Genomic DNA, 22649 nt, shown 5'->3' on the forward strand with positions numbered 1-22649 from the left:
CGACTATGCCTGGATCACGCCAAGCTCGCGGCCGACGCGCGCGAACGCGTCGACGGCGCGATCGATCTGCTCCGGCGTATGCGCGGCGCTCATCTGCGTGCGGATGCGCGCGCGGCCACGCGGCACCACCGGAAACGAAAAACCGATCACGTAGACGCCTTGCTTGAGCAGCGCATCGGCCATTTTTCCGGCGAGTTGCGCGTCGCCGAGCATCACCGGAATGATCGGATGTTCGCCCGGCACGAGCGTGAAGCCGAGCGCGCTCATCGCGCGGCGGAAATGCGCGCCGTTCTCGCGCACCCGTGCGCGCAGTTGCGCGCCTTCATCACTGGCGAGCAATTCGAGTACCTTGAGCGACGCCGCGGCGATGCTCGGCGTCAGCGTGTTCGAAAACAGGTACGGGCGCGAGCGCTGCCGCAGCAACTCGACGATCTCCTTGCGCGCCGCGACATAGCCGCCCGATGCGCCGCCGAGCGCCTTGCCGAGCGTGCCGGTAATGATGTCGATGCGCGCCAGTACCCCGCAATGCTCGGGCGTGCCGCGGCCGTGTTCGCCGATGAAGCCGACCGCGTGCGAATCGTCGACCATCACCAGCGCGCCGTACCGGTCGGCCAGGTCGCAGATGCCGGCGAGGTTAGCGATGATGCCGTCCATCGAGAACACGCCGTCAGTCGCGATCAGCTTGAAGCGCGCGCCCGCCGCATCGGCCTCCTGCAGACGCGCTTCGAGATCGGCGAGGTCGTTGTTCCTGTAGCGAAAGCGCTTTGCCTTCGATAGCCGCACGCCGTCGATGATGCTCGCGTGATTCAGCTCGTCGCTGATGATCGCGTCGTTTTCGTCGAGCAGCGTTTCGAACAGGCCGCCGTTCGCGTCGAAGCAGCTCGAATAGAGAATGCAGTCGTCGGTTTGCAGGAACGCGGCGAGCGCCGCCTCGAGTTGCTTGTGCACGGTTTGCGTGCCGCAGATGAAGCGCACCGACGCCATGCCGAAGCCGTCGTTATCGAGGCCCTGCTTGGCGGCTTCGATCAGCCGGGGGTCGTCGGCGAGACCAAGATAGTTGTTCGCGCAGAAGTTCAGCACATCGCTGCCGTCGGCGAGACGCACGTCGGCCGACTGCGGGCTCGCGATCACGCGCTCGCTCTTGTAGAAGCCGTCGGCGCGGATCTGGTCGAGGGTGCCGCGCAGATGGGCAAGGTATTGGTCACGCATGAACGGGACTCCTGAGGGTGACGGCGCCCGCGTTCGCTTGGGCGCGGGAAGGGCGGCCTGTTATAGTCGGTTGTCAGCTTTATCGGATTTTTTCGTTTTTCCGAACTAAAATCCGATATATCGAACAACTCTAAACGATGGGTCAGGAAATGGCAAGTTCGGGTACACGCCGCGCCGCGGCCACTGCGGCGCCCACCTCCGCTAGCGCGGCATTGCCGCCGAATGCGGCGATTGCGGCGCCGCCGCGCGTCGGCGAGCAGATTCAGCGGCTGCGCGCCGAGCGGCGCATGACGCTCGACGATCTGTCGCGAGCGGCCGGCGTGTCGAAATCGATGCTGTCGGAAATCGAGCGCGACAAGGCCAATCCGACGATCGCGGTTGCCTGGCGGCTGACCAACGCGCTCGGCGTGAGCCTCGATTCGTTGTTTGCGCCGCCGAAGTCGCCCGAGGCGATCGCCGTTTCGGGACCGCACGATATTCCTACGCTAAGCGGTCATGATGCGAAATACCAGTTGCGTGTGTGGGGACCCATCGAGCTGGCCGGCAAGTTCGAGTGGTACGAGCTGACGCTGCAGCCTGGCGGGGCGCTGGTGTCCAACGCGCACGAGCCTGGCACGCGCGAGCATTTGACCGTGCTGCACGGTTCGACCGAAATCGAGGCGGCCGGCGCGACGAAGCGGCTCAAGGTCGCGGACACTGCGCGCTACGTCGCGGATGAACCCCACGCGATTCGCAACGTCGGCAAGAGCGAGGCGAAGGCGCTGCTAGTGGTGATTCACGGCTAGGCCGTTCGGCCAGGTTGCGCCTGATACTGTATGTTTGTACAGTATCAGGTGTCGATTGGAGCCGAGAATGAACAACCTGAAAACCGACCCTACCGATCAAACGCTCGCCGCGCTGCGCTACCAGACCGCCGCGCGCGATCTCGAACATATCGTGCGCAGCATCGCCGCGCGCTACATCGTCAAGCAGGTGCCGCTCACGTGGCGTCTGCTCCATGCCATCGAAGCCGAGGCGCTGGCCGATCTCGGTTTTGCCAGCCGGCACGACGCGCTGATGCTCGGGCTGTTCCAGCGCCCGTCCGATCTGCCTTATCCCGAAACCGATGACGGCGTGGATTTCGGCACGTCCAATGCATTGCCCGCCGTTTTTGCGTTTGCCGTCAATGCGTACGAGGAAGCCGCGCGCCGCGCGGCGCTGCCGCGACCGGTCGGTGCGCCTTTGAAGCGCGCCCGGGCGTGGGGCGGCTGATGGCGGCGCCATGTCGGGATGGCTCGGATTGTCATCCGTTCCTCGAAGTCGGCCGTGCTGCGGTGAGCGCCTACAATACGCGGACCGAACGGAGCAACTAACAGAAGGATGCCCATGTCACCTCCCCATCTGTCCGACCCCGTTCCCCGTCCCGCGCCCTCTACCGATCTGTTCGATCAGCAACGCGAAGACTGGCGTCGCGACCCGCAGGTCGCGTTCGATGCGTGGCTCGCGAAGCAGCATTTCCGTCGCTCGTCGGCGTTGGTCTATCAGGCGCAGTGGGGGCAGTTTCTCGATTGGCTCGGCGCGCGGCAACAAAGCCTCGCGACGGTCGACACGCCCGCGATCGCGGAATTCGTCGCCGGCCTCGAGATTCGCAAAACGCAACGGGTCCGCTATTTACGGCTTATCGAGCGGGTGCTCGATCACGTGCGCGAGATCGAATCGGCGTCGACCAACCCGGCGCGTTTCATTGCTCAGGATGGGCAAGCCGCGTGGCGCAATGCTCGCGACAACGAGCCGACCGGGTTTCTCACGCATGCGGAACGCACAGCGTTGATCGCGCGATTGTTCGCGCCGTTGCCGGCATTGTCGACCGCGCAGCGCTGGAGAGAGCGACGCGATCGCGCGCTGATCGCCGTGTTTCTGGGTGGGGGACTCAAGACAGGCGAAGCGGGAGCGCTTACGGTTAGTTGCGTGAGAGAGGGCTCGCCGTGGGTCACGATCGAGTCGACGAATCCGATGCTGACACGACGCACACGGCTCGCGCCGTTCGCAACGGCGATTCTCGACGCCTGGCTTGCCGAACGTCGGCTGACGGAATTGGCCGGCAACCTCGTGTTTCCCGCGTCGCCTTCCGGCAGGCCGATGCACAAGGCCACGATGCTGCGCGCGGTGGATGCACTCGTCGACGCAGCGGGAATTGCCGCATCGCGCCAATCGCGCGCGAGTCCGCAGACCTTGCGCAACACGTTTGCGGCAGAACTTTTCGAAAGCGGAGTCGAGGCCGAACAGGTCGGTCAATGGCTCGGCTTCGTGCAGGGGGTGTCCGCGAACCGGCTGTATCGCGCGTGGCAAACTTGGATGGATCAGCAGGATTCGCCCGCGACAGAGGAGCCCGATCCGGCGGCGGTGCCGTTGGCCGAGCCCCGGCGTGACGGGCGTTTGACGAGGCAAACGGGAGCCGGCGAGCCCTGAAAAACCTCACCTTTCCGCTCCCGAATTTCCTCACCTTTGACGTTTTTTCCGTTGGATTGGCCGTTTCTGGTTAGCGGATCGTATGCACGGAGCGGGACGACGGCGCGGTGGACGCATCGTTCGACAGAAACTGGTTCACCGCCGCGAGCCGCGATTCGCCGAGACCGGACGAGTGCTCGCATTCCGGGCACAACAATTCGAAACGGTGATCGACCTGCGACAGCTCAGGCTCACCTTCCTCGCATTTCGGGCATCGCGCGGGCAGCGTCACGTGGCCGTCGGCCGCGGTGCCGATCATGCTCAACTCTTTGCTCGTGAGCCGCCCCTCGGTGACCAGCGAGCAAAGCAGCACGGCGATGGCCGGATCGATGCCTTGCTGGCCACGCAGGGCGGCGACTTCTTTGGTCAGCGCATCGACTTCGTCCGACTGCTCGCGCAACTGCGCGTCGAGCCGGTCGCCGCGCGCCTTGGCGGCGGCAATCTGCTGAATGAACTCGAATTCCTTGCGGCTCGCGTCACGCACGCCGGACTGATACGTCGCGGCCATGCTGCGCAGTGAATCGAGTTCGACCAGCATCGGCTTGACCCGCCGCTCCGCTTCGGCGACCGCATCCTTGATCTGCTGCGCATAGTGCTCGGTGCTTTGCCGCAATTCGACGTGCAATGCGTCGATCCGGTCGCGCAACGCCGCATTGGTGGCTTGTTCGTTTTCGAGCCGTTGCCGCAGCGCCTCGTTTTCCTGGTCGAGCCTGCGCGTGGTTGCCTCCATACCTTCGAGGTGAACGCTGCCGTGCGTAGTCGCGCTCGATAACTGAGCCTCGAGCGCGCGAACCCGCTCCCACGCGGCTTCGGCGCGCGCTTCACTGCGCCTGATAGAGTCGTCTGCCGCATCCCGGCGAATTTCGGCGTCGCGTACGCGAAGTTCGGCGGCGCTGATCTGCGCGCGGATCTCTTCGCGTTCGGCATCGAGCGACGCTTTGGCTTGCACGACCGCTTCTTCGAATAGCGCGCCCAGCAGTTCGCCGGCGCGATCTTCAAGTGCCTTCGGTATCGCGCCTGCTCCAACTTTGACCCGCGAAACGTTGCGGATGCGCTCCCAGAAATGATCGATGTCTTTCGGGATGTCGCTCGCGCTGCCGGTTTGCGTGAGATCGCGCACGGCCGCCATCGATGGCCGGATGCCGAGATCGAAAAAGAGCCGTTTGCATGCATGCAGTGACAGATCTTGGCGGCGCACGCCCTGCGCACGCATCGATTCAAGCTCATTGCGAATGGCTTGCCGCTCCTGATCCAGATTCATGTTTACCTCGATGTGGCTCGAATTGGATGGATCATAACAATTTACGTAGTGTTTGCTACCGATTTATCAGTGGCGAACGGATTGCCGCATACAGGCGGAGTTTTGCAAGCAAATCGCGATAGCAAACACGTCCATGCCGCTTTTTATCGTGAAACAAAACGAAGAATAGCCAATAAGCCATTGTATTAGAAGCGCTTTGTTAGATTCTCCGGGGTTCGCGCACTGTTTCACGATTGGTCACCGGTGGCTGGGGTTGCAAGACCCGTGTTTCACGGGACTCGCGGGTTCAAGGCTTGAGAGTAATAAAAGTAAACACCTTTGAACCCTTGTTAAAAACGTTAACGCCTCGGCAAGCCCTTGTCTGGCGGGGCTTCCAGCCCGGCAAGGTGAAGCTTTGCGGGAGACTTGGTGAGGGTCTGCGGGAAACTCGAGTGATGAGGTTCGGGGAACTCGGTGAGCGGGTCCGGGATGGAACGTGAGCGGGTTCAGGAAACGCCGTAGACGTGGGGTTCGGGCAAAGGTGAGGTTTTGCGGGACTTCATGACCGCGAAGCGCCCGACAGCTCTCAAAGGTACCCATTCGGTTTGGGGGGCACCAAGGTGAGGGTTTTCGGGACGCTCGCGAGCGCGGTTTTTTCGGGGCTTTTTTAGGGTGGTTAACCCCTTTGGTGAGCGCTGGCGGGAGAGAACATGAAACGAAGGTGAGATTTTTCGGGACGCCGCGGCCAATTTTGCTTTCTTTTTGCGCATCCAGACCGCTGAGGTGAGGTTTTACGGGAGCGAAGATGAATTGTCACGCGTCGACGACCCAAAAGAGCGCCTGGCTGGAATCGCTCGCGATTGGAAAGGTGAGGGGATTCGGGGCGCCGGCTGGTGAAGCGGATCCGCGAGCTGGGTTAGCCGGCGATTTCGCCAAAGGTGAGGCATTTCGGGACACTCTGGCGTTGGTTCTGAGCGTTAAGGTGAGGAAATTCGGGATCGAAATGGAGGCTGCGGGCCGGAGATGCCCGGCTGATGGCAATTGGCGGGAGTAGGAATACCTGGTCGCTGATCGCAAAGGTGAGGCTTTTCGGGAGCTTCATGGAAGGCGATGAAAAGTGCTGCGGTGCGAAAAAGCCGGCTTAAGGTGAGATTTTACGGGGACACCCCCGGTTCGAACATTGGGTGGAATGGGCGCAAGCTATTGAAGTTATGGAAATTTTTCCTTTCCGACGGCAAAGGTGAGGGTTTTCAGGAGTTCTCAGGACAGGGACGTTTGGACCTCCAGCAGCCTCAAAGGTGAGGCTTTTCAGGAGATCACATTTGGGAAATGCGGTACTGGCGTGACACAAACGCGTGTCGTGTTGTCCCGTTCGGCGGTGCTGCGGTGAGAGTTTTCGGGAGCACCGGAGTGGTGAGGATTTGCCTACGGCTCGTCTCCCCTGCTATGGCAGTTCGGTCGAAGCTCGAAGTCGCAAACGATGGTTAACGGGAGCAGGTTTCTCGGGGGTGACGGTCGAGTCGTCAGGAGAGGCGCCGCGCAGTCGAACGTTGCTCGCCCGCGTCGCGCCGCGGGTCCACTACCGTGCGTGAATTCCATTTATTGATGCGGAGTTTGCGTAGCCCGGCAGCACGCGAGAATCGACGAAACCGTCGCGAGGCCCGCACGACGAAGTCCCACCGGCTCCAGACACCGTACGTTTACACGACGTCCCGAAAAATCCGCGAAAATTTTTGAGGTGAGAAGATTCGGGATCAGGTGCTCCCCGTTCCGGTACGCAGCGAAACGGGCCGGATTCGCAAACGCCGCGACCGGCAAGGAGAGCCCGATCCTCGTGGCCCGCGGGCGAGGTGAGGGTTTTCGGGACTTGCTCGAGGTGAGGTGCGCTTCGTAAACTCGCTTCACCGGCAATGGTGAGATGGGCGCTATAGACGCGTATCACCACAGCCGGTATGCTCTCGCGAAATCCCCTCCCTCACCTCGACGCATGGCCACGAAGCGCGCGAAAAAGACCGATGTTGTCAGCCCGAGCTCGGCTGAGCTGCGCAAAGCCGTCGAGGCAATTGCGATCCAGCCCAAGAGCGGCAAGATCACGTTGCTCACGCGCAAGCTCTTTAACGTTCTGCTCGCGGTGGCCCAGCAAGCGGATGAATCGGGCGATACCTATCGGGCGCTGCTGTCCGACATCGTCGCCAATTCCGCGTTCGATTCCAATGACACCGCGCTCGTCAAGGAGCACCTGCGGCGCATGGTGTCGGTGCAGGTCGAGTGGAGCACCGGCACCTCGAGTCAGAAGCCCGGCCGCAAATGGGGAATTTCGACGCTGATCGCGGACGCGGAAATTCTCGAAGATCCGACCACGCGTCGCGTCTGGGTCGAGTTTTCGTTTGCGCCGAAGATCAAGAAGAAGCTGCTCGATCCGGTTCAGTATGCACGGCTGAGTCTGCAGTTCCAAAGCCAGCTGCGCAGCAGCGCGGGCCTCGCGCTCTACGAGATCTGCGTGCGCTACCTGACCAACCCGAGCCATCTGACGATGCGCGAGACCTGGGAATGGTGGCGGCCGATTCTGTCGGGCACGCCCGATACCGAAGCCGGCGACGAGGCGAAGCGCGAGTACAAGTATTTCAAGCGCGACTACCTGCGCCCGGCCATCGCCGAGGTCAACGCGGTCACGAACATTTTCGTCGAACTGATCGAGCATCGCGAGGGTCGGCGCGTCGCCGAAATACAGTTCCGCGTGACCGAGCGCAAGCAGCCGATGCTCGCGCTCGACGAACATCCGAACGTGTTCGACAGCACGCTGGTCGACCGGATGGTGAAGATCGGCATTCCGCTGAAGGAAGCGCAGACGCTTTACGCGGACAGCGAAGAGAACCGGATCCGCGCCGCGTTGCAGATGACCGAGCAGCGGATGCGCAGCACGTCGCTGCCGCCGGTGCGTAGCGCGCCGGCGCTGTTCAAGGATGCGTTGAAGAAGGGCTATGCGCCGCCGGTCGAGGCGCTGCCGGCAGGTGGCGGCACCAGCAAGGCCATGGCATCGCCGGCCGACGATCTGAAGGCGCGTCTGCTCGGCGAATACTCGGCTTACCGTCGCAAGCAGGCCTACGAGTTGTACAACGAACAGGGGGAGTCGGAGCGCGATATCGCACGGCAATCGTTCGAGGAAGAAGAATTGCCGGGGCTCGGCACGCACATGCGCGACGACTGGCGGCGTCGCGGGCTCGATTCGAAGATCGTGGAAACGGCGTTCTTCGACTGGCTCGCGCGCAGGACCTGGGGCGAACCCACCGACGGCGATCTGCTCGCCTTCACCCTTAACCAGTCGCGCGCGGCCTGATGGGTCGATAACGGCCTTTGAAAGACAAGGGGCGGTGCACGCGCACCGCCCCTGATGTCTTACTTCAGCATCTTTTCAATCTGCCGCAGGATGTCGTCACGCTTTTCACGCGTGAGGCCTTTCAGGCGCAACTCGAGTCGGTCGTCCCCATATGATTTCAGATCGCCGACCGACACACCACCAAGCTTGATTTCCAGACGTTGCGCATAGCGCTGCCGGCCCGCCGGTTTGGCGCTTTCCTGCGCGGTCGCTCGCCCTTTGACGATGTCGGCGACCTGGCGTGTGCTCAGATCGTCGGAAAGGATCCGGTTGATCAGTCGCAACGTCGCGTCCGCGCCGCGAGCCGTGTGATAGCGGCCGACCTGGTATGCCATGTTCGAGCCGAAGCGGTCAGGGCGCGCGACCATTTCCTGCATCACGGTTTCCGGCAGCTTGGCGATGGACAGCGCGACTGCGACCGTCGATTCGTCGAGCCCGAGATGTTCGGCCAGTTCCTTCTGGCTCTGGAAATGCCGCTCGTCGAGAAAGCGTCGCCACACGATCGCGTTGTCGAAAACGGTCTGCGAGTCGCGCTGCACGTTGAGGTCGTAGCCGAGCTTGTAGCTTTGGATGCCGATTGGCAGATCGATGACGATCGCTTTCACCGACTCCTTGTTCGCTTCTTTCAGCGCGCGCACGCGTCGGCCGCCGTCACTGACGAAGTAGGTGCCTGGGTTGTCGTAGTCGGGAATGACGTGAATCGCCTGCTGTTGCCCCTGCTTCGCCAGATTGACGGCAAGCTCCGCAATCGACGACTTCACATAGAAGTACCGTGGATTGAACGGGCTTGGCTTGATGGTCTTGAGCGCCAGTTCGATGATCTGGCCGGGACGATAGCCGTGCTCGAGCCGCCACGCGCGGTAGGCCGCCGATTCGTTGTCCGGATCAGGGATCTCGGCGTCCTGTAGACGCGACGGCACGACGGCCGGAATCGGACGCCCGGCGATCGCGGAGTTTTTCGCGTCATTTTTAACCAGCCCGTCGATCGCATTCAGACGGTCGAGTGCGGTGCGCTTTTCACTGCTAGTCGTGTCAGGACGTGCTTGAAAGCCTTTGGCGAATTGGGACGGTTTCATTCAGGGTCCTTTATGCGCATAAATTCACGGGAGCAAGGCGGCGATCTCGTTGGCGCACGCCCGTACTTCGAGCGCGGCGAGCTTCGCGCCGCGGTCGTTCATCTGAAGCACCGTTTGCCCCAACGCCATTGCCTGCTTGTAGGCTTCGCGCGTGGGAATCTGGGTCTTGAGGAGAGGGAAGCCGAGTTCTTCAAGCGCGCGCTTCAGCTCGCGCGTCAGCATCCGTTTCTCTTCTGTTTTGTTGAGCAGGAACACGGCACGCAGGTCTTCGTTCATGACCTGCGCCTGCTGAACGAGCTTGACGAGGCCGATACTCGACCAGTAATCGGCGGGGGACGACGAAGTTGGGATCACCGCGACGCTCGCTGCAAGCAGGACGACGCCGGAGACTTTTTCGGTGATGGAGGGCGGGCAGTCGACGACGATGATGTCGTAGTCCGCCACGAACTTCTTGATCTCGCGATGGATCTGGCTGCCTGCTTCGGACAGGTTGACGACGGCGAATGGAATACCAATGTCGCCGTCGGAGGCAGCGCTGGCCCAGTGGATCAGAGTGTTTTGGCCATCCGCGTCGACGACGAGAACGCGTTTGCCTTTCTCGTGAAATGCAGCGCCGAGATGCATCGCGATGGTGCTCTTCCCGACCCCGCCCTTCTGCTGTGTTACCGCGATGATTTCTGCCGCCAAATTTCACCCCCTCTTTTTAGACGCAAATGGATTTTACCTGGTTGAATTGCTATTTCAAATCATTTGAGTAAGGGAAATTCGGAAATAGGCCATTCGGCAAAGGGTTTATGCGCATAAAGAGGCATCAGCAGTGTGCCCCGGGATCTTGTGGGGTGTCAGGGCAGGGATGGACTGAGGCTTAAGCGTTGCTGGTCGCTATCTCCCGGAGGGGACGGGACGACAGGAATGAGTGCTCGCGTGCTGCGTACCCAGTCGTCGGCAACTAGTCGCGATTCGCGAGCTGATCTCGCGGAGAAAAGGAGTGCCCACATCTGAGCGACCCAAGGCAGGCCAGACTTTATGCGCATAAAGTTCGCGCGGCAATTGACCCGGTGGAGCATTCGCCATCGAGTCGTCCGAGGCGGCTCCTTCGCCGTCGCGGCAGCAAGCGGCAAACGCGGGGGCGGCGCTTCATCAGCGAGTGAGTATAGGTTGTAGAGGGTATTGCGCCCGCGCAAGCGAATCGCAGGCTCGATGAGAACTGACGCTGCGAGCATTAAACGATACCGGCTCACCTCGGAAGGCAGCATCGGTTTATGCGCATAAACCGACCCACCCTATCGATCTTTCAAACAACGCGCATGCCGGGCAGTCATCCCGCGCCACGCCATCAAGTCACCCGCTAAAATTCCCGAACCCTTCTAACCGTCCCAGCAACCTTCAACGGCGCAAGCCCTCAACCCAGCCATGATCACCATCTACCACAACCCGCGCTGCTCCAAATCGCGCGCTGCCTGCGAACTCGTCGCGAACACCTACAACCCCGCAAACGAACCGACGGAAATCGTCGAATATCTGAAGAAGCCGCTGACCGTCGCGGAGCTCAAGAATCTCAATGCTCAACTTGGCTGTCCGGTCCGCGAAATGATCCGCGACACCGAGGCCGAATATAAAGAATTCAATCTCGCCGACCCGTTGCTGACGGACGCCCAGCTCTATGAAGCATTGGCGAAGCATCCGATTCTTTTGCAACGACCGATCGTCGTGAGAAACGGGCGTGGCGTCATCGGCCGCCCGCCCGAAAATGTCGCCGCGCTTTTCGACTGATCGCGCGACCGTCGAAGTCAACCGATGTGCGCAATGCGACCTCGAACCGCTGCGCTAGGCTTTGCCCGACAGCGTGGCATCCTTGGTCACGATCTTCGTCGGGATCAGGCGCAGTTCGGTGAACGTGTCCGCAATGCGTTGTTGTTCCGCAAGCACGTTCGCGTCGACGGGCTTATAGATATGCGCGTAATGGCGCAAGCCTGATTCGATCACGCTAGCGTCGAGCCCTTGAATCGGCGCGAGTTGTGCGGCGGCCTCGCTGTAGTGGCCGCGCACCCACTCCCCTTCCTTGCCGACTTCATCGATCACGATCGCAAGAACGTCGCCGTTATGTTGCGCGAAGGGTCGCGCGCTCAGAAAGAACTGGTGGTGACTGACGATACCTTCCGCATCGGCAAGCAGTCGCGCGTTCGTCTGCCTTTTGGCGGCTTCGAGAAACGGATCCCAGATAGCCCACGCATCGACCGCACCGCGCTCGAAGGCCGCGCGTGCATCGGCAGGCGGCAAATACACGGGTTGGATCTCGCTGAACTTCACGCCGTTTTTTTGCAACGCGGCGACGAGAAACCAGTGAACATCCGAGCCCTTGTTCAGCGCAATCTTCTTTCCCTTCAGATCGGCCAAGCTTCTGATCGGCGCGTCCGGATGCACGAGGATGCCTTCGGCGTGCGGGGTCGGAATTTCATACGCGGTATAAACGAAATTGGCGCCCGCGGCTTGCGCGAACACGGGCGGCGCTTCGCCCACATAGCCGAAGTCGATCGCGCCGACGTTCAGCCCTTCCAGCAGTTGCGGCCCAGCCGGAAACTCGGTCCATTTGACCGTGATGCCGAGTGGCGCAAGGCGCTTTTCGAGCGTGCCGTGCGCCTTCAGCAATACCAGGGTGCTCGCGGCTTTCTGATATCCAATGCGAAGTTCTTTTGCATGTTCATCGGCGGCAAATGCGGTGGTGGAGAAGACCGGCAACGCGGCGGCGGCCAGCGTAGCGCCTACGCCGGCGAGAAACGTACGGCGCGTCAGCAGCGGATCACGGGACATGAGAATACTCGTCGAAAGAGAATTTAACGGATACCAAGGCTGGTTCGATTGGCTCCGACGATAATTCGTCCGCCCGCCTGGACGAACCGATAAATTCACATAAGCAAATCATTCGGCACTAGCGAAGCATTTCGTAACTCCGAAGGCCCGACCCACCCCCTCCCCCTACAATCGACCGGCATTACAGCGGCGTCGGCCAGCGACTCGCGCGGCAAGTCACTTCCGCCGAACGCCCCCGACGCGATGATTTGCACCTGCGAATGCAGGTTCTGTGAAGTCTGCCCGCTGACAAGGCTGCGCGACGTGTGTCCGATTGCGGCGGTAATTTCGCGCATCGCCCGATTCGCACTCGCGCGCAACTCGCGAAACATCCCGCGCGTGCCGATGCGCATACCGTCGGAATCGATGAAGCGTCGCATGCCCGCTTTTTCGAACGCGATTGCGACGCGCCGCCCGGTGAGCGCTGAACCGCGAAGTGGCAAAGCGGCAAATCACTCGTCGCCGCTCACCGCTCCATCGGCGCTCGCGACTCCGCTCGCCACATGCGCGGCGACCCGCAGCAGGCGGATCTGTTTGCGATAGTTCCGGCACCCGCTGCAGGTCGGCAGATGCAGGCGGATCGCGAGCCATTCGCCAGTCGACAGCGAGCGGTCGAGCGCGTCCGATAGCAGCCGCGTGATGTCCTTACACTTCCCCATTCGCGTCCTCGCTGGATAGGCCCTTTTCGCTCAGGCACGTGCGCAGCCGCAGCCGCGCGCGATAGATCAGCACGCTGCAATGATTCGCGTTGATCTGCAGTTCGGCACAGATCGCCGCGATGTCGAGGTCGAGAAACTCCCGCATCATGAACACGCGTCCGATGTGCTCGGGCAAATGCTCGAGGCACATTTCGAACAGCGTCCAGAACTGCTGCTGGCGCAGTGCGGTTTCGGGTGTCGGCCATGGACGCGGTTTGGTCTCGCGCGACCAGTGGCCGTTGTCCTTGAAAAGCTCGCGATCGAGTAACGCCTCGCCGTCGAGTTCGGCTTCGAGCGACGACAGATTGACCGTGCGCTGGCGCGCACGCAGCGTGTCGACGAGCTTGTGACGCAAGATGCCGAATACCCAGGTCTTGTGCTCCGACTGCGCGGCAAAACGCGCTGCCTGAGTCCACGCGGCGGTCAGCGCTTCCTGCACGGCGTCCTCGGCGGCCGCGGCATCGCGCAATTGCAGACGGGCGAAGCGGATGAGGTCGCGCCGCAATTGCGCGAGATAGATGGGATCGTCGAGCGACGGGCCGCCTGGCTGCGTCACGGCGTGCTCCGTCGCTGTACTGTCGGCTGCGCCTGTTGCGCTGAAACGTCGTGATTCATGAGCGGATGGTCGTCCTCGCGCGATTTGCGGATGTGTGCGCCATTCTCCCCCACGTTCCTGCCCTAACGAATCGGTATTGAACATATATCCCTTGGCAATCGATGGCCCGAGGAGATTGGTCGCGCGGCGCGGCGACTTATGACACCGGAAATTAATTGTTGCAAGAAATGAAATTTCGGCCTGCCCGCGAGAAGGCTTTTGAATCGCCGCATCGCTACATCAATGCGTCGCGGTCAACCACAGTTTCCGTGCGCTCGGCCAATAACGATTATTTCAATTTATAAAAAAATATCTTTTCATCTTCGCTGTTTGTGGACGCGGACTCGCTCGCTATTCTTCACGCCATCGATCGCATCAGATCGCGCAACCATACGCAAAACGAGGACCGGACCATGAAACGCATTTTCTCCGCCCTGATCGCTTCGGCCGCACTGTTCGCAGCTGCTTCGGGCATCGCACACGCCGACGCTCCGACTTCGGCCTGCAACGGCCCGAAGTCGTACTGCAACGTATTTTTCGGCAACTGATCGGCACGTCCACATACGCAGCAAGCAAGCAAAAGAAAAGGGCGCCTGCAACGGCGCCCTTTTTGCATTCAGCGCTCAGCCCTAGCGGCTCGGTGCCTTGCCTCCCCCATCGAGTCCGGCGCCCGTCCGCCACACCTGTTTGCCTTGCTCCGACAGCTCACCGCAGCTATGCGTGGCGTCGGCTTCGACGCCGTCGACGGCCATCTTGCCGCCCGCCGGCTCCTGCGCGCGCTGCCGCGCTTTCTTGCGCGCGGCAACCGCTTCGTCGTGGGATTTTCCTGCGTAGTCGAGACTCATGATCCGGTCCTCCAGAAGGTCGATGGTTGTCCGTTTGCCTCAGATCGCCCTGGCCCGAAGGCATGCTTGATTGACAAGGTAAAAGTTCAACTTATCCACAAGGTTATTCAGCGATTCTGTGGATAACTTTTCGAGCGGCGAGGTTATCCACCGAAAGATGCCGCAAGAACCCTTCCCGATCCGCTATCGCCTAGCCAAATCCGCCAGTGCCCAGGCGTTTCACGCGGCTTTTGCCTATCATGAACAGTCCTACTCTTTGCGCGTCGAGCGCACTAACTGAGGAAGCGAACATGGCCTATCACATTGCAGTGGTCGTCGGCAGCCTGCGGCGGGATTCGTTCAATCGCCAATTGGCTCAGGCGGTGATTTCTCTCGCTCCAGCCGATTTCACCTTCGAATACATCGATATCGGCTCCCTGCCGCTGTACTCGCAGGACTACGACGCCGACTATCCGGAAGCCGGCAAGAAGCTCAAGGAGCGCGTGCAAGCCGCGGACGGTCTGCTGTTCGTGACGCCCGAATACAACCGCTCGATGCCGGGCGTGCTGAAAAACGCGCTCGACTGGGGCTCGCGGCCGTGGGGCACGAATTCGTGGGGCAACAAGCCCGGCGCGGTGATCGGCACCTCGGTTGGCGCCACCGGTACGGCGCTCGCGCAACAGCATCTGCGCAACGTGCTCGCCTATCTCGACGTCGCGACGATGGGGCAGCCCGAAGTATTCATCAAGCACGATCCGTCGGTGATCAACGAAAAAGGCGAAATCGTCAACGACGGCACGCGCAAGTTCCTGCAATCGTTCATGGACCGCTACGTCACATGGATCAAGCGGCATGGGGCGGTGGCGTAATCGAGACTTAGCAGCGCCGACCGCGCCGTGACCGTCCGCCGAAGCAACGAGGACACGGCGCGCGCCGCGCGAGGCGGCCGCGCCCGTTTCGCCCGCTGCATCACCTACACGTGGTGATGCCCGGTCACCCGCTCCCACCCATGACGCACCGCGAGCTTGAAGCGCTCCCACGTGCTCTCCGGCGACGTGGTTTCCCAATGGCGGCGAGCTTCGGGCTCGATCTCTTCCCACGGACGATCGCGAAAGCGCGCGTCGCGACCGATCTCCGCGCCGTAGCGATAGGCCGGCACGTAGTCTTCGTAGCGCGCGTTCGCGGCTGCGTACTGCTCGTCATAGTGCGTGCGGAAGTCTTCTTCGTACTCCAGATATTCGTTCGGCATCTGCGCGCCGGGACCGGTGCCCGGCTGTCCGCCTTCCGGGACGATGTCGGACGGCTGGGGCTGCATCACCGCGCCCGAACCTGGCACGGAGCCGGCGGCGATGGCGCTGCGTCCCACATCACCGGTGAGAGGATCGGCGATGGGTTCGTCGACCGGATCGCTCATCGGCCGATCGCTGATCGGCGGCGGCGCGAACGGCTCGGCGGCCGCGCCGATGTCCGCCGGCGGCATGGCGGTCAGCGGATCGGGGCGCGGAGTCGCAGGAGGAGGCATGGTGTCGGGCGCGGTCGTCCCTGTTGCCGAAGTGGCGCCCGTCGCGCCGGCGATTCCGGTCGATTCGCTGACGCCCGCCGCACCCGTTGCGCCGCTGCTCGAACTCGCACCCGCCCCCGGTGTTGCCGTGGTGTCCCGCATGCGCGGCGTCGCGCCCGCCTCGGTCGTCACGCTCGAGGTACGCGGCGTACCCGGCATCACCGCGCCGATGCCCAGCTCATCGAGCACCGAGTGGTCGCGGTTGGAGGCGACCGGGGTGTCCGCTTCGGGCAGGCGGTCGCCGATATCGGTCGCGCCGAGCCGCACGAGCGTGTTGCGCGCCAGTTCCGCATGCGACTGGCTCGCGGCATGAACGCACACGAGCACCGCCCCACGCCGCATCGCCTCGGCATAACGGGCGGTGTCCGACGGACGCGGCCCGGTCGAGAACAGGCTGGCGAGAAAGCGCTCGATATTCGCGAGTACGCCCGCGTTGGCGACTTCGCCGGTGGCCGAGCCAACCGATGGTTCGGCGTTCGCCTGCAACTCGATCTTCTCGCGCGCAAAACCGGTTTGCACGAGCGTGTCGCGGGCGGTTTCGGCCTGCACGTAAGTGTCGAATAAACCAATCACGAGATGTTGCATGGTTGTCTCCCGACATGTTCTGCTGGAACGGGCGGCGCCCGAGGCGCCGTCCCCTTGCCGTCTTCGGGCATGCAACGATCATGCCCCCGCACCGACGCGCGGCGGCGCTGCGTCCCGTGCGCGCCCGCGATGCCCCCGCGCTACGCATCACGCGGGCTCGCGACGAAAAAGGCGCGGCGTGCGAGCGCCGCGCTTTTTACAAGGTCTGGTAAATGACGCCGGGACGACGCGGACGTCAGGTGTCGGCCGGATCCGTGGCGGTATCGGCGCTCGTCTGCACGGTGTTGTGCTGGATCGTTTCGAGCAGCTGTTCGAGCAGTCCGATATCGAATGGTTTGGACAGCACGCGCACGTTCACGTGGCGCGCGCGGTCGAGCTCTTCCGCGTAGCCGGTGACGAGAATGACCGGCAGCGGCGGGTCGAATCCGAGCACCGCTTCTGCCAGATCGATGCCGTTCATCTTGCCCGGCATGTGAATGTCCGACAGCACCAGATCGAACGGCAGCGGCTCGCCGGTGTCCGCGCGCTTCGCGCGGGCGTCGTCGAGCACGCGCAGCGCCGTGTCGGCGTTGAACACGCAGCTCACCTGGTGGCCCATCATCTGCAACAGCGCCTCGGTGCCGGCGGCGACTTCTTCGTTGTCCTCGACGAGCAGCACGCGCAGACCGTGCGGCGCGTCGCTTGCGGGCGCGAGCGCTTCGGCGGGTCCAGTCGTCTGCGGCTCGGTCGACGCGCGCGGCAGATAGAGCCGCACCGCGGTCCCCGCGCCGATCGCACTGTCGATTGCCGCGAGCCCGCCCGAGCCCTCGCAGAATGCAAAGACCTGCGGCAACCCGAGCCCTGTGCCCATGCCTTTGGACTTGGTCGTGTAAAGCGGCTCGAACGCGTGCGCGAGCACGTCGGGCGCCATGCCGGCGCCGGTGTCCTCGAGCGACAGCTGCACGAACTCGCCGGTCAGCGGAAAGCCGTCCTCGTGGCGGAACACGACGTTGCTCGCGCGCGCGGTGAAGCGCCCGCCGTTGGCCATCGCGTCGCGCGCATTGACGGCGACGTTGATCAGCGCGAGCTCGAGCTCGGCAACATCCACACGCACCGGCCAGGTGTCGACGCCGCTATCGATCACGAGCGACACCTTCGCGCCGAGCGATGCCCGCAGCAGCTCGCGGCACGACGGCAGCCAGCGTTGGAGCGACAGCGTCTCGGTGCGCAGCGGCTGCTTGCGCGCGACGCCGAGCAGCTGCCGCGTCAGCGACTGGCCGCTCTTCAACGCGCGCTCCATCGCCGACAGTTCGCGCTCCAGTCCGCCGACGCCGCGCCGTCGCACGATCTGCACGTTGGCCGACAGGATCATCAGCAGGTTGTTGAAGTCGTGCGCGACGCTGCCGACCAGCGTGCCGAGCGCTTCCATCTTGCGCGACTGGCGGTACGCGGATTCGATCGAGCGGCGCATCGATGCCTCGGCCTGCCAGCGCTGCCACGCTTCCTCTTCGGCGCCGAGGCGGCGCAGCGACAGCCAGATCACGCACCACAGGGCGATCGACGGCGTGAACATCGACAAGATCAGCACGCTCAGGTGTCTGTACCAGGCGGCCCAGATCGCCGACGTGCGATAGCCGCACAGCACGTAGACCGGATACGAGCCGACGTGCCGGAATGCGACGATCAGGTTGCCGTCGGCGAAGCTCGAGTGCATCCGCACGACGCCGGAGCGCTGCCCGTGCGAAACCGCTTCGGCGAACGGCGAATCCGGTGCGAGCGCGGTCGGCTCGCGGGGGCCGCGCGGGTAATGCGCGAGGACCGCGCCGTCGGTGCGCACGAGGCTCATGATGATCGGCGTGTCGTCGCTGTTGCCGAGCAACTCGCGATAGAACGCATCGAAATAGCTGGGCCGCAGCGCGATCGACACCGTTCCCGCGAACGAACCGTTGAGTTGCTGGCGCGCGACGCCCATGTTGAACACCTGCTCGCCGCTGACGTGCCCCGTCATCACTTTCGACACGCGTTCGATCACGCTGCCGCCGCGGATGCCGACGAAATCGTCGCGCTGGCCGACCGAAATTTCCGGCGCCGGATACAGGCGGCTGCTCGCCAGCAGCGCGCCCTGTTCGCCGTAGATCGACACCGAAGCCACCTGCGGATAGCCGCCGCCCATCGTGCGCAACTTGTCGTGAATCGTGTGTTCGCGCGCGCGGATGCCGTCGTCGTCGAGGCCCTCGGTCAGATCGACGATGCGCGAGTTCAGCGTCTCGTTCATGTCGAACACCTTCAATGCGTGTTCTTCGGCGACCCGCACCGTACGCAGCGCCAGCTCGGTCGCATCGGCCTCGCGCGAGCGCAGATCGCTGAATGCCATCGCCGCGACGTAGACGAACGGCAGCACGATCGCCGCGACCAGCAGCGCGATCAGTGTGATGCGACGTACCTGGAAGTTCTGTTCCGGCACGGCGGGAAACGACGCGTCGTCCTGCTCGCGGGGAGGACGACCCGAAAGGCGGCCCGCTCGCACGGAGTCGACCTGGTCTGATGTCATTGTCGTTGACGCGAAAAGTCGTTCGAATGTGGCAGCCCCGTATCGGGCCATTGCCGGCACCATGCCGCCTTCAGAACAAGCATAGACGGAGCGCGGAAAAACTCGCCGCAAAGCGTCGGGGACGCGCGTCCACCGTACCGGCCGTTCTTTAAGAGCGGCTTTAAAACAGCGACGAATCGGGAAGCGCAAACGTACACAAAAGGATAAAGTTAAAAGATTGCCGGTCCTGACGATAAAACTATTTCTCAAATTAGCCTAGTCTGGAAACAGATCGTTACCGTCGGCGATTTCGGCGAGTTGCTTTTGCGCGGCTTTGCTTCGACAATCCTCGCCACGATAAAAGGCCGTTGCCACCTCTGTGCGCCGGATCGTCGAGGTCCGCCAAAACGCGTCCTGCTGCATTAGCACCCCTCTCGCCATAGGCAATTGCAATTCGACAGGCGCCACTGTACCGGGTCGCGCATCGGTCGGCATCACGTGAAGGCGTGCTGTCCTCCGCTGTCGGGACGAACAAGACGCAAACGACCAGGCGCGGAAAGCGCGCAGACGAACGAGCCGATTCCTTTATCCGCCCGCCTAAAAAACCGCCCGACCCGCCGTTGCCATGCTGCCCATTGTGATCGCCGACGATTCGCTGCTCGCCCGCAAGTTGCTCACGAAGGCACTGCCGCCCGACTGGGCTGTCGACGTGTCCTACGCAACGAACGGGCGCGAGGCGCTCGCGCTCTATCGCGACGGCAAGGCCTCGGTGATGTTCCTCGATCTGACGATGCCGGACATGACCGGCTACCAGGTCCTCGAGGCGTTGCAGCACGAGGACCTCAATACCTTCGTGATCGTCGTTTCCGCCGACGTGCAGCCGCTCGCCCAGGAGCGCGTGCGCGAGCTCGGCGCGATCGCGTTCATCGCCAAGCCGGTGACGCCGGAGGCGGTCCTGCCCATCCTCAAGGAGTACGGCTTGTATGTCTGAGCCCGCCTTCACCGAAGACCAGCGCGACGCGCTACAGGAAATCGCCAACCTTGCGATGGGCCGGGCTGCGACGCGGCTCGCGGGACTGCTCGATTCGTTTATCGAACTGTCGGTGCCGCGCGTGAAGATGGTCGCGGTGAGCGATGCGGCGCGCACGCTGCGCGAGATGACCCACATCGACGACACGGTCAGCGCGGTGCGTCAGGGCTTTCGCTCGGACATCAAGGGCGAGGTGCTGGTGATCTGTCGCAGCGACAGCATCGCGCAGCTCTGTTCGCTGGTCAGCGACCCGTACGCGCGTTCGAGCTACGAGGCGATCGGCGAGCGCGAACTGATGCTCGACGTCGCGAACCTGCTGTCGGGCGCGTGCGTGTCGTCGATACTCGACCAGCTCGGCCGCACGCCGGTGTTTTCCGCGCCGGGCGTGCTCGGCGACACGCTGACGCTCGACGAAGTGTTCCAGCCCGGCGTGCTGCAATGGCAGGTGGCGCTGCTCGTCGAAGTGAACTTCGCGCTCGAACATCAGAGTTTTCGCGCGCATCTGGTGATGCTGATGGCCGAAGACTCAATCCGTCACATGAACGAAGCGCTCGATGCGCTGCTGTCCAGTCTATGAATGTCCCAGTGGAATCGTTGAGCGACCTCGTGGTCGAGCGGGTCGGTTTTGGCATCTTCGTGCTCGATCGCGAACTGAACGTGCTGATGTGGAATCGCTTCATGCAGGACCATAGCGGCCTGTCGGCGGAGCAGGTGGTCGGCCGCTCGATCTACCAGAACTTTCCGGAGCTGCCGCGCGTGTGGCTGTCGCGCAAGATCGAAAGCGTATTCCAGCTCGGCAGCTTCGCGTTCAGCTCGTGGGAGCAGCGCCCCTATCTGTTCAAGTTCGATCACGACCGGCCGATCACCGGCGGGGTCGATTTCATGCAGCAGGACTGCACGTTCATGCCGCTGATGCGCGGCCGCGAAGTGGTGGCCGTGTGCGTGACGATCTCCGACGTGACGCATGTGAGCATCGTGCAGCGCGAGCGCGAGGAGGCGGTTGCGAAGCTGCAGGAGTATGCGAATCGCGACGGGCTGACCGGCATCGCGAACCGGCGCTTTTTCGAAGCGCGGCTGCGCGACGAGTTCACGCGCTGGCAGCGCTACGGTGGCGACATGTCGATGCTGCTGTTCGATCTCGATCACTTCAAGCGGATCAACGACCAGTTCGGTCACGGCGTCGGCGATACGGTGCTGCGCGTGATGGCGCAGCGTGTCGCGGGTGTGGTGCGCGCGCAGGATACGTTCGGGCGCTTCGGCGGCGAGGAGTTCGCGCTGCTGCTGCCGTGCACGCCGCTCGACGACGCGATGCTGGTGGCGGAGAAGATCCGTCGCGTGATCGAGGAAACGCCGGTCGAGCTGATCGGCACCAGCGTGCCGGTCACCGCGAGCCTCGGCGGCGCGTCGGCGCGCGAGGGCGTACCCGCGTACGACGTGCTGATCAACGAGGCCGACGCGGCGCTCTACAGAGCAAAGCGCCAGGGCCGCAACTGCGCGGTCGCGTTCCGGCTCGCGGGGGCCTGATTCGCTAGCGAGGGCGGCGCGGTTCCAGCTCGCCGCGCCCGGCGGCCTTTCCTCGCGTCCCTCATTGGCCGCCAAATCTGCGGTCACCGGCAAAGATTGCTATACTTTTCGCCGTTTCCGGCCGCCCAGCCGGATGTTTCGCGCGTGTCCGCGCGCGCGGGCACACTGCCTTGCGGGTCGGCATAAAAACCTCTTTGAACGCCTTTCAGCGGGCGCCTCCAGCGGAGATCGTCTTGGCTGTTTCCAATCTCGTCGTGGACGATACTGAAATCGACGCGGCTGCCGCCACGTCCGGCAGCTCGTTTTATCTCGCGATGCGCATCTTGCCGGCGGCCCAGCGCGATGCGATGTATCAGGTCTACGCGTTCTGCCGCGCCGTCGACGACATCGCCGACAGCAGCCTGCCGCGAGCCGAGCGTGCGGCCGGGCTCGAGCAATGGCGCGCGGACATCGACGCGTGCTACGCCGGCCAGCCGCGCGCGTCGCTGCGCGCGCTGACGCGGCACATTCACACGTTTCATCTGCAACGCGAGGATTTTCACGCGATGATCGACGGCATGGCGATGGACGCCGCCGCCGACATCTGCGCGCCCGACGACGCCACGCTCGACCTGTATTGCGACCGCGTCGCGAGCGCGGCCGGCCGTCTGTCGGTGAGGATATTCGGGATGCGTGAGGAGCCGGGCCGGCTACTCGCGCACCATCTGGGCCGCGCGCTGCAGCTCACCAACATCCTGCGCGATATCGACGAAGACGCCGACATCAACCGCTGCTATCTGCCGCGCGAGCTGCTCGCGCGCGAAGGCATCGCGGCCACGAACCCGCGGCAGATCGCCGACGACCCGACGCTGCCGCTCGTTTGCGCGACGCTCGCCGAGCGCGCGAAGCAGCACTTCGCCGAATCCGATGCGATCATGGATCGCGAGCCGCGCGCTCAAGTGCGTGCGCCGCGCATCATGTCGGGCGTCTATCGCGTGCTGCTCGAGCGTACGCTGGAGCGCGGCTTCGACGTTCCGCGCACGAAGGTCAGCAAGCCGAAGCTGCGCCTGCTGTGGATCGTCGCGCGTTACGCGCTTTTCTGAGCT

The 22649-nt window shown here is 63.1% G+C and carries 21 protein-coding genes and 1 pseudogene; 12 read left to right on the forward strand and 10 right to left on the reverse strand.

The window, feature by feature from the left end; translation table 11 throughout:
• Positions 1-3: 3 nt before the first annotated feature.
• Positions 4-1209, reverse strand: coding sequence for a glycine C-acetyltransferase (locus tag AB4Y34_RS06000; protein ID WP_176366407.1), 1206 nt, complete (start codon positions 1207-1209; stop codon positions 4-6).
• A 137-nt stretch (positions 1210-1346) separates the two neighbouring features.
• On the opposite strand from AB4Y34_RS06000, the gene AB4Y34_RS06005 reads away from it, so the two are divergent.
• The 3 genes from AB4Y34_RS06005 to AB4Y34_RS06015 all read left to right on the forward strand — a co-directional run bounded on the left by AB4Y34_RS06005 (position 1347) and on the right by AB4Y34_RS06015 (position 3657).
• Positions 1347-1994 carry a helix-turn-helix domain-containing protein gene (locus AB4Y34_RS06005; protein WP_368715519.1) on the forward strand — a complete coding sequence of 216 codons (648 nt, stop codon included), beginning with the start codon at positions 1347-1349 and terminating at the stop codon, positions 1992-1994.
• A 67-nt stretch (positions 1995-2061) separates the two neighbouring features.
• Positions 2062-2460 carry a DUF2471 family protein gene (locus AB4Y34_RS06010; protein WP_176378811.1) on the forward strand — a complete coding sequence of 133 codons (399 nt, stop codon included), beginning with the start codon at positions 2062-2064 and terminating at the stop codon, positions 2458-2460.
• A gap of 114 nt (positions 2461-2574) precedes the next feature.
• The gene (locus AB4Y34_RS06015; protein WP_176378810.1) at positions 2575-3657 is read left to right on the forward strand and encodes a tyrosine-type recombinase/integrase; all 1083 of its coding nucleotides are present in this window, start codon (positions 2575-2577) and stop codon (positions 3655-3657) included.
• A 70-nt stretch (positions 3658-3727) separates the two neighbouring features.
• Here the strand turns inward: AB4Y34_RS06015 and AB4Y34_RS06020 are convergent, their stop codons facing one another.
• Positions 3728-4957 carry a DNA-binding protein gene (locus tag AB4Y34_RS06020; RefSeq protein ID WP_368715520.1) on the reverse strand — a complete coding sequence of 410 codons (1230 nt, stop codon included), beginning with the start codon at positions 4955-4957 and terminating at the stop codon, positions 3728-3730.
• Between the two features lie 1966 nt (positions 4958-6923).
• Between AB4Y34_RS06020 and AB4Y34_RS06025 the strand changes: the two genes are divergently transcribed.
• A complete protein-coding gene (locus tag AB4Y34_RS06025) occupies positions 6924-8273 on the forward strand; it encodes a replication initiation protein (protein WP_176107091.1) in 1350 nt (449 codons plus the stop codon).
• A 59-nt stretch (positions 8274-8332) separates the two neighbouring features.
• Here AB4Y34_RS06025 and AB4Y34_RS06030 read toward each other — a convergent pair whose 3' ends face one another.
• Positions 8333-9388: a ParB/RepB/Spo0J family partition protein gene (locus AB4Y34_RS06030; RefSeq protein WP_176378808.1), complete on the reverse strand. Its 1056-nt coding sequence runs from the start codon at positions 9386-9388 to the stop codon at positions 8333-8335.
• Positions 9389-9412: 24 nt separating this feature from the next.
• Complete coding sequence (parA, locus tag AB4Y34_RS06035) at positions 9413-10075, reverse strand: ParA family partition ATPase (RefSeq protein ID WP_013092840.1); 663 nt, start codon at positions 10073-10075, stop codon at positions 9413-9415.
• A 726-nt stretch (positions 10076-10801) separates the two neighbouring features.
• Here parA and arsC point away from each other — a divergent pair.
• Positions 10802-11161: an arsenate reductase (glutaredoxin) gene (gene arsC, locus AB4Y34_RS06040; RefSeq protein WP_176378807.1), complete on the forward strand. Its 360-nt coding sequence runs from the start codon at positions 10802-10804 to the stop codon at positions 11159-11161.
• Positions 11162-11215: 54 nt separating this feature from the next.
• On the opposite strand, the gene AB4Y34_RS06045 is transcribed toward arsC, so the two are convergent.
• The gene (locus tag AB4Y34_RS06045) at positions 11216-12199 is read right to left on the reverse strand and encodes a sulfonate ABC transporter substrate-binding protein (protein ID WP_368715521.1); all 984 of its coding nucleotides are present in this window, start codon (positions 12197-12199) and stop codon (positions 11216-11218) included.
• A 243-nt stretch (positions 12200-12442) separates the two neighbouring features.
• On the opposite strand from AB4Y34_RS06045, the pseudogene AB4Y34_RS06050 reads away from it, so the two are divergent.
• A pseudogene (locus AB4Y34_RS06050) lies at positions 12443-12666 on the forward strand (DUF1272 domain-containing protein).
• Between the two features lie 24 nt (positions 12667-12690).
• Here AB4Y34_RS06050 and AB4Y34_RS06055 read toward each other — a convergent pair.
• A complete protein-coding gene (locus AB4Y34_RS06055) occupies positions 12691-12897 on the reverse strand; it encodes a zf-HC2 domain-containing protein (protein ID WP_176120862.1) in 207 nt (68 codons plus the stop codon).
• Positions 12884-13492: an RNA polymerase factor sigma-70 gene (locus AB4Y34_RS06060; protein ID WP_368715522.1), complete on the reverse strand. Its 609-nt coding sequence runs from the start codon at positions 13490-13492 to the stop codon at positions 12884-12886. Before AB4Y34_RS06060 ends, AB4Y34_RS06055 begins: the two co-directional genes overlap by 14 nt.
• Before the next feature lie 452 nt (positions 13493-13944).
• Between AB4Y34_RS06060 and AB4Y34_RS06065 the strand changes: the two genes are divergently transcribed.
• Positions 13945-14079: a hypothetical protein gene (locus AB4Y34_RS06065; protein WP_255208721.1), complete on the forward strand. Its 135-nt coding sequence runs from the start codon at positions 13945-13947 to the stop codon at positions 14077-14079.
• Positions 14080-14160: 81 nt separating this feature from the next.
• On the opposite strand, the gene AB4Y34_RS06070 is transcribed toward AB4Y34_RS06065, so the two are convergent.
• Positions 14161-14376 (reverse strand): hypothetical protein, encoded by a 216-nt coding sequence (locus tag AB4Y34_RS06070; RefSeq protein ID WP_176107084.1) that lies wholly within the window; start codon positions 14374-14376, stop codon positions 14161-14163.
• 290 nt (positions 14377-14666) lie between these two features.
• On the opposite strand from AB4Y34_RS06070, the gene AB4Y34_RS06075 reads away from it, so the two are divergent.
• A complete protein-coding gene (locus AB4Y34_RS06075; RefSeq protein WP_176107083.1) occupies positions 14667-15224 on the forward strand; it encodes an NADPH-dependent FMN reductase in 558 nt (185 codons plus the stop codon).
• A gap of 104 nt (positions 15225-15328) precedes the next feature.
• Here the strand turns inward: AB4Y34_RS06075 and AB4Y34_RS06080 are convergent, their stop codons facing one another.
• Positions 15329-16501 (reverse strand): hypothetical protein, encoded by a 1173-nt coding sequence (locus AB4Y34_RS06080; protein ID WP_368715523.1) that lies wholly within the window; start codon positions 16499-16501, stop codon positions 15329-15331.
• Positions 16502-16736: 235 nt separating this feature from the next.
• The gene (locus tag AB4Y34_RS06085; RefSeq protein ID WP_368715524.1) at positions 16737-19031 is read right to left on the reverse strand and encodes a response regulator; all 2295 of its coding nucleotides are present in this window, start codon (positions 19029-19031) and stop codon (positions 16737-16739) included.
• 604 nt (positions 19032-19635) lie between these two features.
• Here AB4Y34_RS06085 and AB4Y34_RS06090 point away from each other — a divergent pair.
• From AB4Y34_RS06090 to hpnD, 4 genes are all read left to right on the forward strand, one after another.
• Positions 19636-20001: a response regulator gene (locus AB4Y34_RS06090; RefSeq protein WP_176120865.1), complete on the forward strand. Its 366-nt coding sequence runs from the start codon at positions 19636-19638 to the stop codon at positions 19999-20001.
• Entirely contained in the window at positions 19994-20617 is a 624-nt protein-coding gene (locus AB4Y34_RS06095; RefSeq protein WP_176107078.1) for a chemotaxis protein CheC, read from the forward strand. Before AB4Y34_RS06090 ends, AB4Y34_RS06095 begins: the two co-directional genes overlap by 8 nt.
• The gene (locus tag AB4Y34_RS06100) at positions 20614-21564 is read left to right on the forward strand and encodes a diguanylate cyclase (RefSeq protein ID WP_176107077.1); all 951 of its coding nucleotides are present in this window, start codon (positions 20614-20616) and stop codon (positions 21562-21564) included. The genes AB4Y34_RS06095 and AB4Y34_RS06100 overlap by 4 nt, the downstream gene beginning before the upstream one ends.
• A 233-nt stretch (positions 21565-21797) precedes the next feature.
• Entirely contained in the window at positions 21798-22646 is an 849-nt protein-coding gene (gene hpnD, locus AB4Y34_RS06105) for a presqualene diphosphate synthase HpnD (RefSeq protein WP_176378802.1), read from the forward strand.
• Positions 22647-22649 lie beyond the last annotated feature (3 nt).

Source organism: Paraburkholderia sp. BR10954 (assembly GCF_040965775.1).
Lineage (GTDB): Bacteria > Pseudomonadota > Gammaproteobacteria > Burkholderiales > Burkholderiaceae > Paraburkholderia > Paraburkholderia youngii.

Coding starts and splice junctions, on each gene's coding strand:
- AB4Y34_RS06000 (WP_176366407.1), bottom strand. CDS start 1,209: ATGCGTGACCAATACCTTGCCCATCTGCGCGGCACCCTCGACCAGATC.
- AB4Y34_RS06005 (WP_368715519.1), top strand. CDS start 1,347: ATGGGTCAGGAAATGGCAAGTTCGGGTACACGCCGCGCCGCGGCCACT.
- AB4Y34_RS06010 (WP_176378811.1), top strand. CDS start 2,062: ATGAACAACCTGAAAACCGACCCTACCGATCAAACGCTCGCCGCGCTG.
- AB4Y34_RS06015 (WP_176378810.1), top strand. CDS start 2,575: ATGTCACCTCCCCATCTGTCCGACCCCGTTCCCCGTCCCGCGCCCTCT.
- AB4Y34_RS06020 (WP_368715520.1), bottom strand. CDS start 4,957: ATGAATCTGGATCAGGAGCGGCAAGCCATTCGCAATGAGCTTGAATCG.
- AB4Y34_RS06025 (WP_176107091.1), top strand. CDS start 6,924: ATGGCCACGAAGCGCGCGAAAAAGACCGATGTTGTCAGCCCGAGCTCG.
- AB4Y34_RS06030 (WP_176378808.1), bottom strand. CDS start 9,388: ATGAAACCGTCCCAATTCGCCAAAGGCTTTCAAGCACGTCCTGACACG.
- arsC (WP_176378807.1), top strand. CDS start 10,802: ATGATCACCATCTACCACAACCCGCGCTGCTCCAAATCGCGCGCTGCC.
- AB4Y34_RS06045 (WP_368715521.1), bottom strand. CDS start 12,199: ATGTCCCGTGATCCGCTGCTGACGCGCCGTACGTTTCTCGCCGGCGTA.
- AB4Y34_RS06055 (WP_176120862.1), bottom strand. CDS start 12,897: ATGGGGAAGTGTAAGGACATCACGCGGCTGCTATCGGACGCGCTCGAC.
- AB4Y34_RS06065 (WP_255208721.1), top strand. CDS start 13,945: ATGAAACGCATTTTCTCCGCCCTGATCGCTTCGGCCGCACTGTTCGCA.
- AB4Y34_RS06070 (WP_176107084.1), bottom strand. CDS start 14,376: ATGAGTCTCGACTACGCAGGAAAATCCCACGACGAAGCGGTTGCCGCG.
- AB4Y34_RS06075 (WP_176107083.1), top strand. CDS start 14,667: ATGGCCTATCACATTGCAGTGGTCGTCGGCAGCCTGCGGCGGGATTCG.
- AB4Y34_RS06080 (WP_368715523.1), bottom strand. CDS start 16,501: ATGCAACATCTCGTGATTGGTTTATTCGACACTTACGTGCAGGCCGAA.
- AB4Y34_RS06085 (WP_368715524.1), bottom strand. CDS start 19,031: ATGACATCAGACCAGGTCGACTCCGTGCGAGCGGGCCGCCTTTCGGGT.
- AB4Y34_RS06090 (WP_176120865.1), top strand. CDS start 19,636: ATGCTGCCCATTGTGATCGCCGACGATTCGCTGCTCGCCCGCAAGTTG.
- AB4Y34_RS06095 (WP_176107078.1), top strand. CDS start 19,994: ATGTCTGAGCCCGCCTTCACCGAAGACCAGCGCGACGCGCTACAGGAA.
- AB4Y34_RS06100 (WP_176107077.1), top strand. CDS start 20,614: ATGAATGTCCCAGTGGAATCGTTGAGCGACCTCGTGGTCGAGCGGGTC.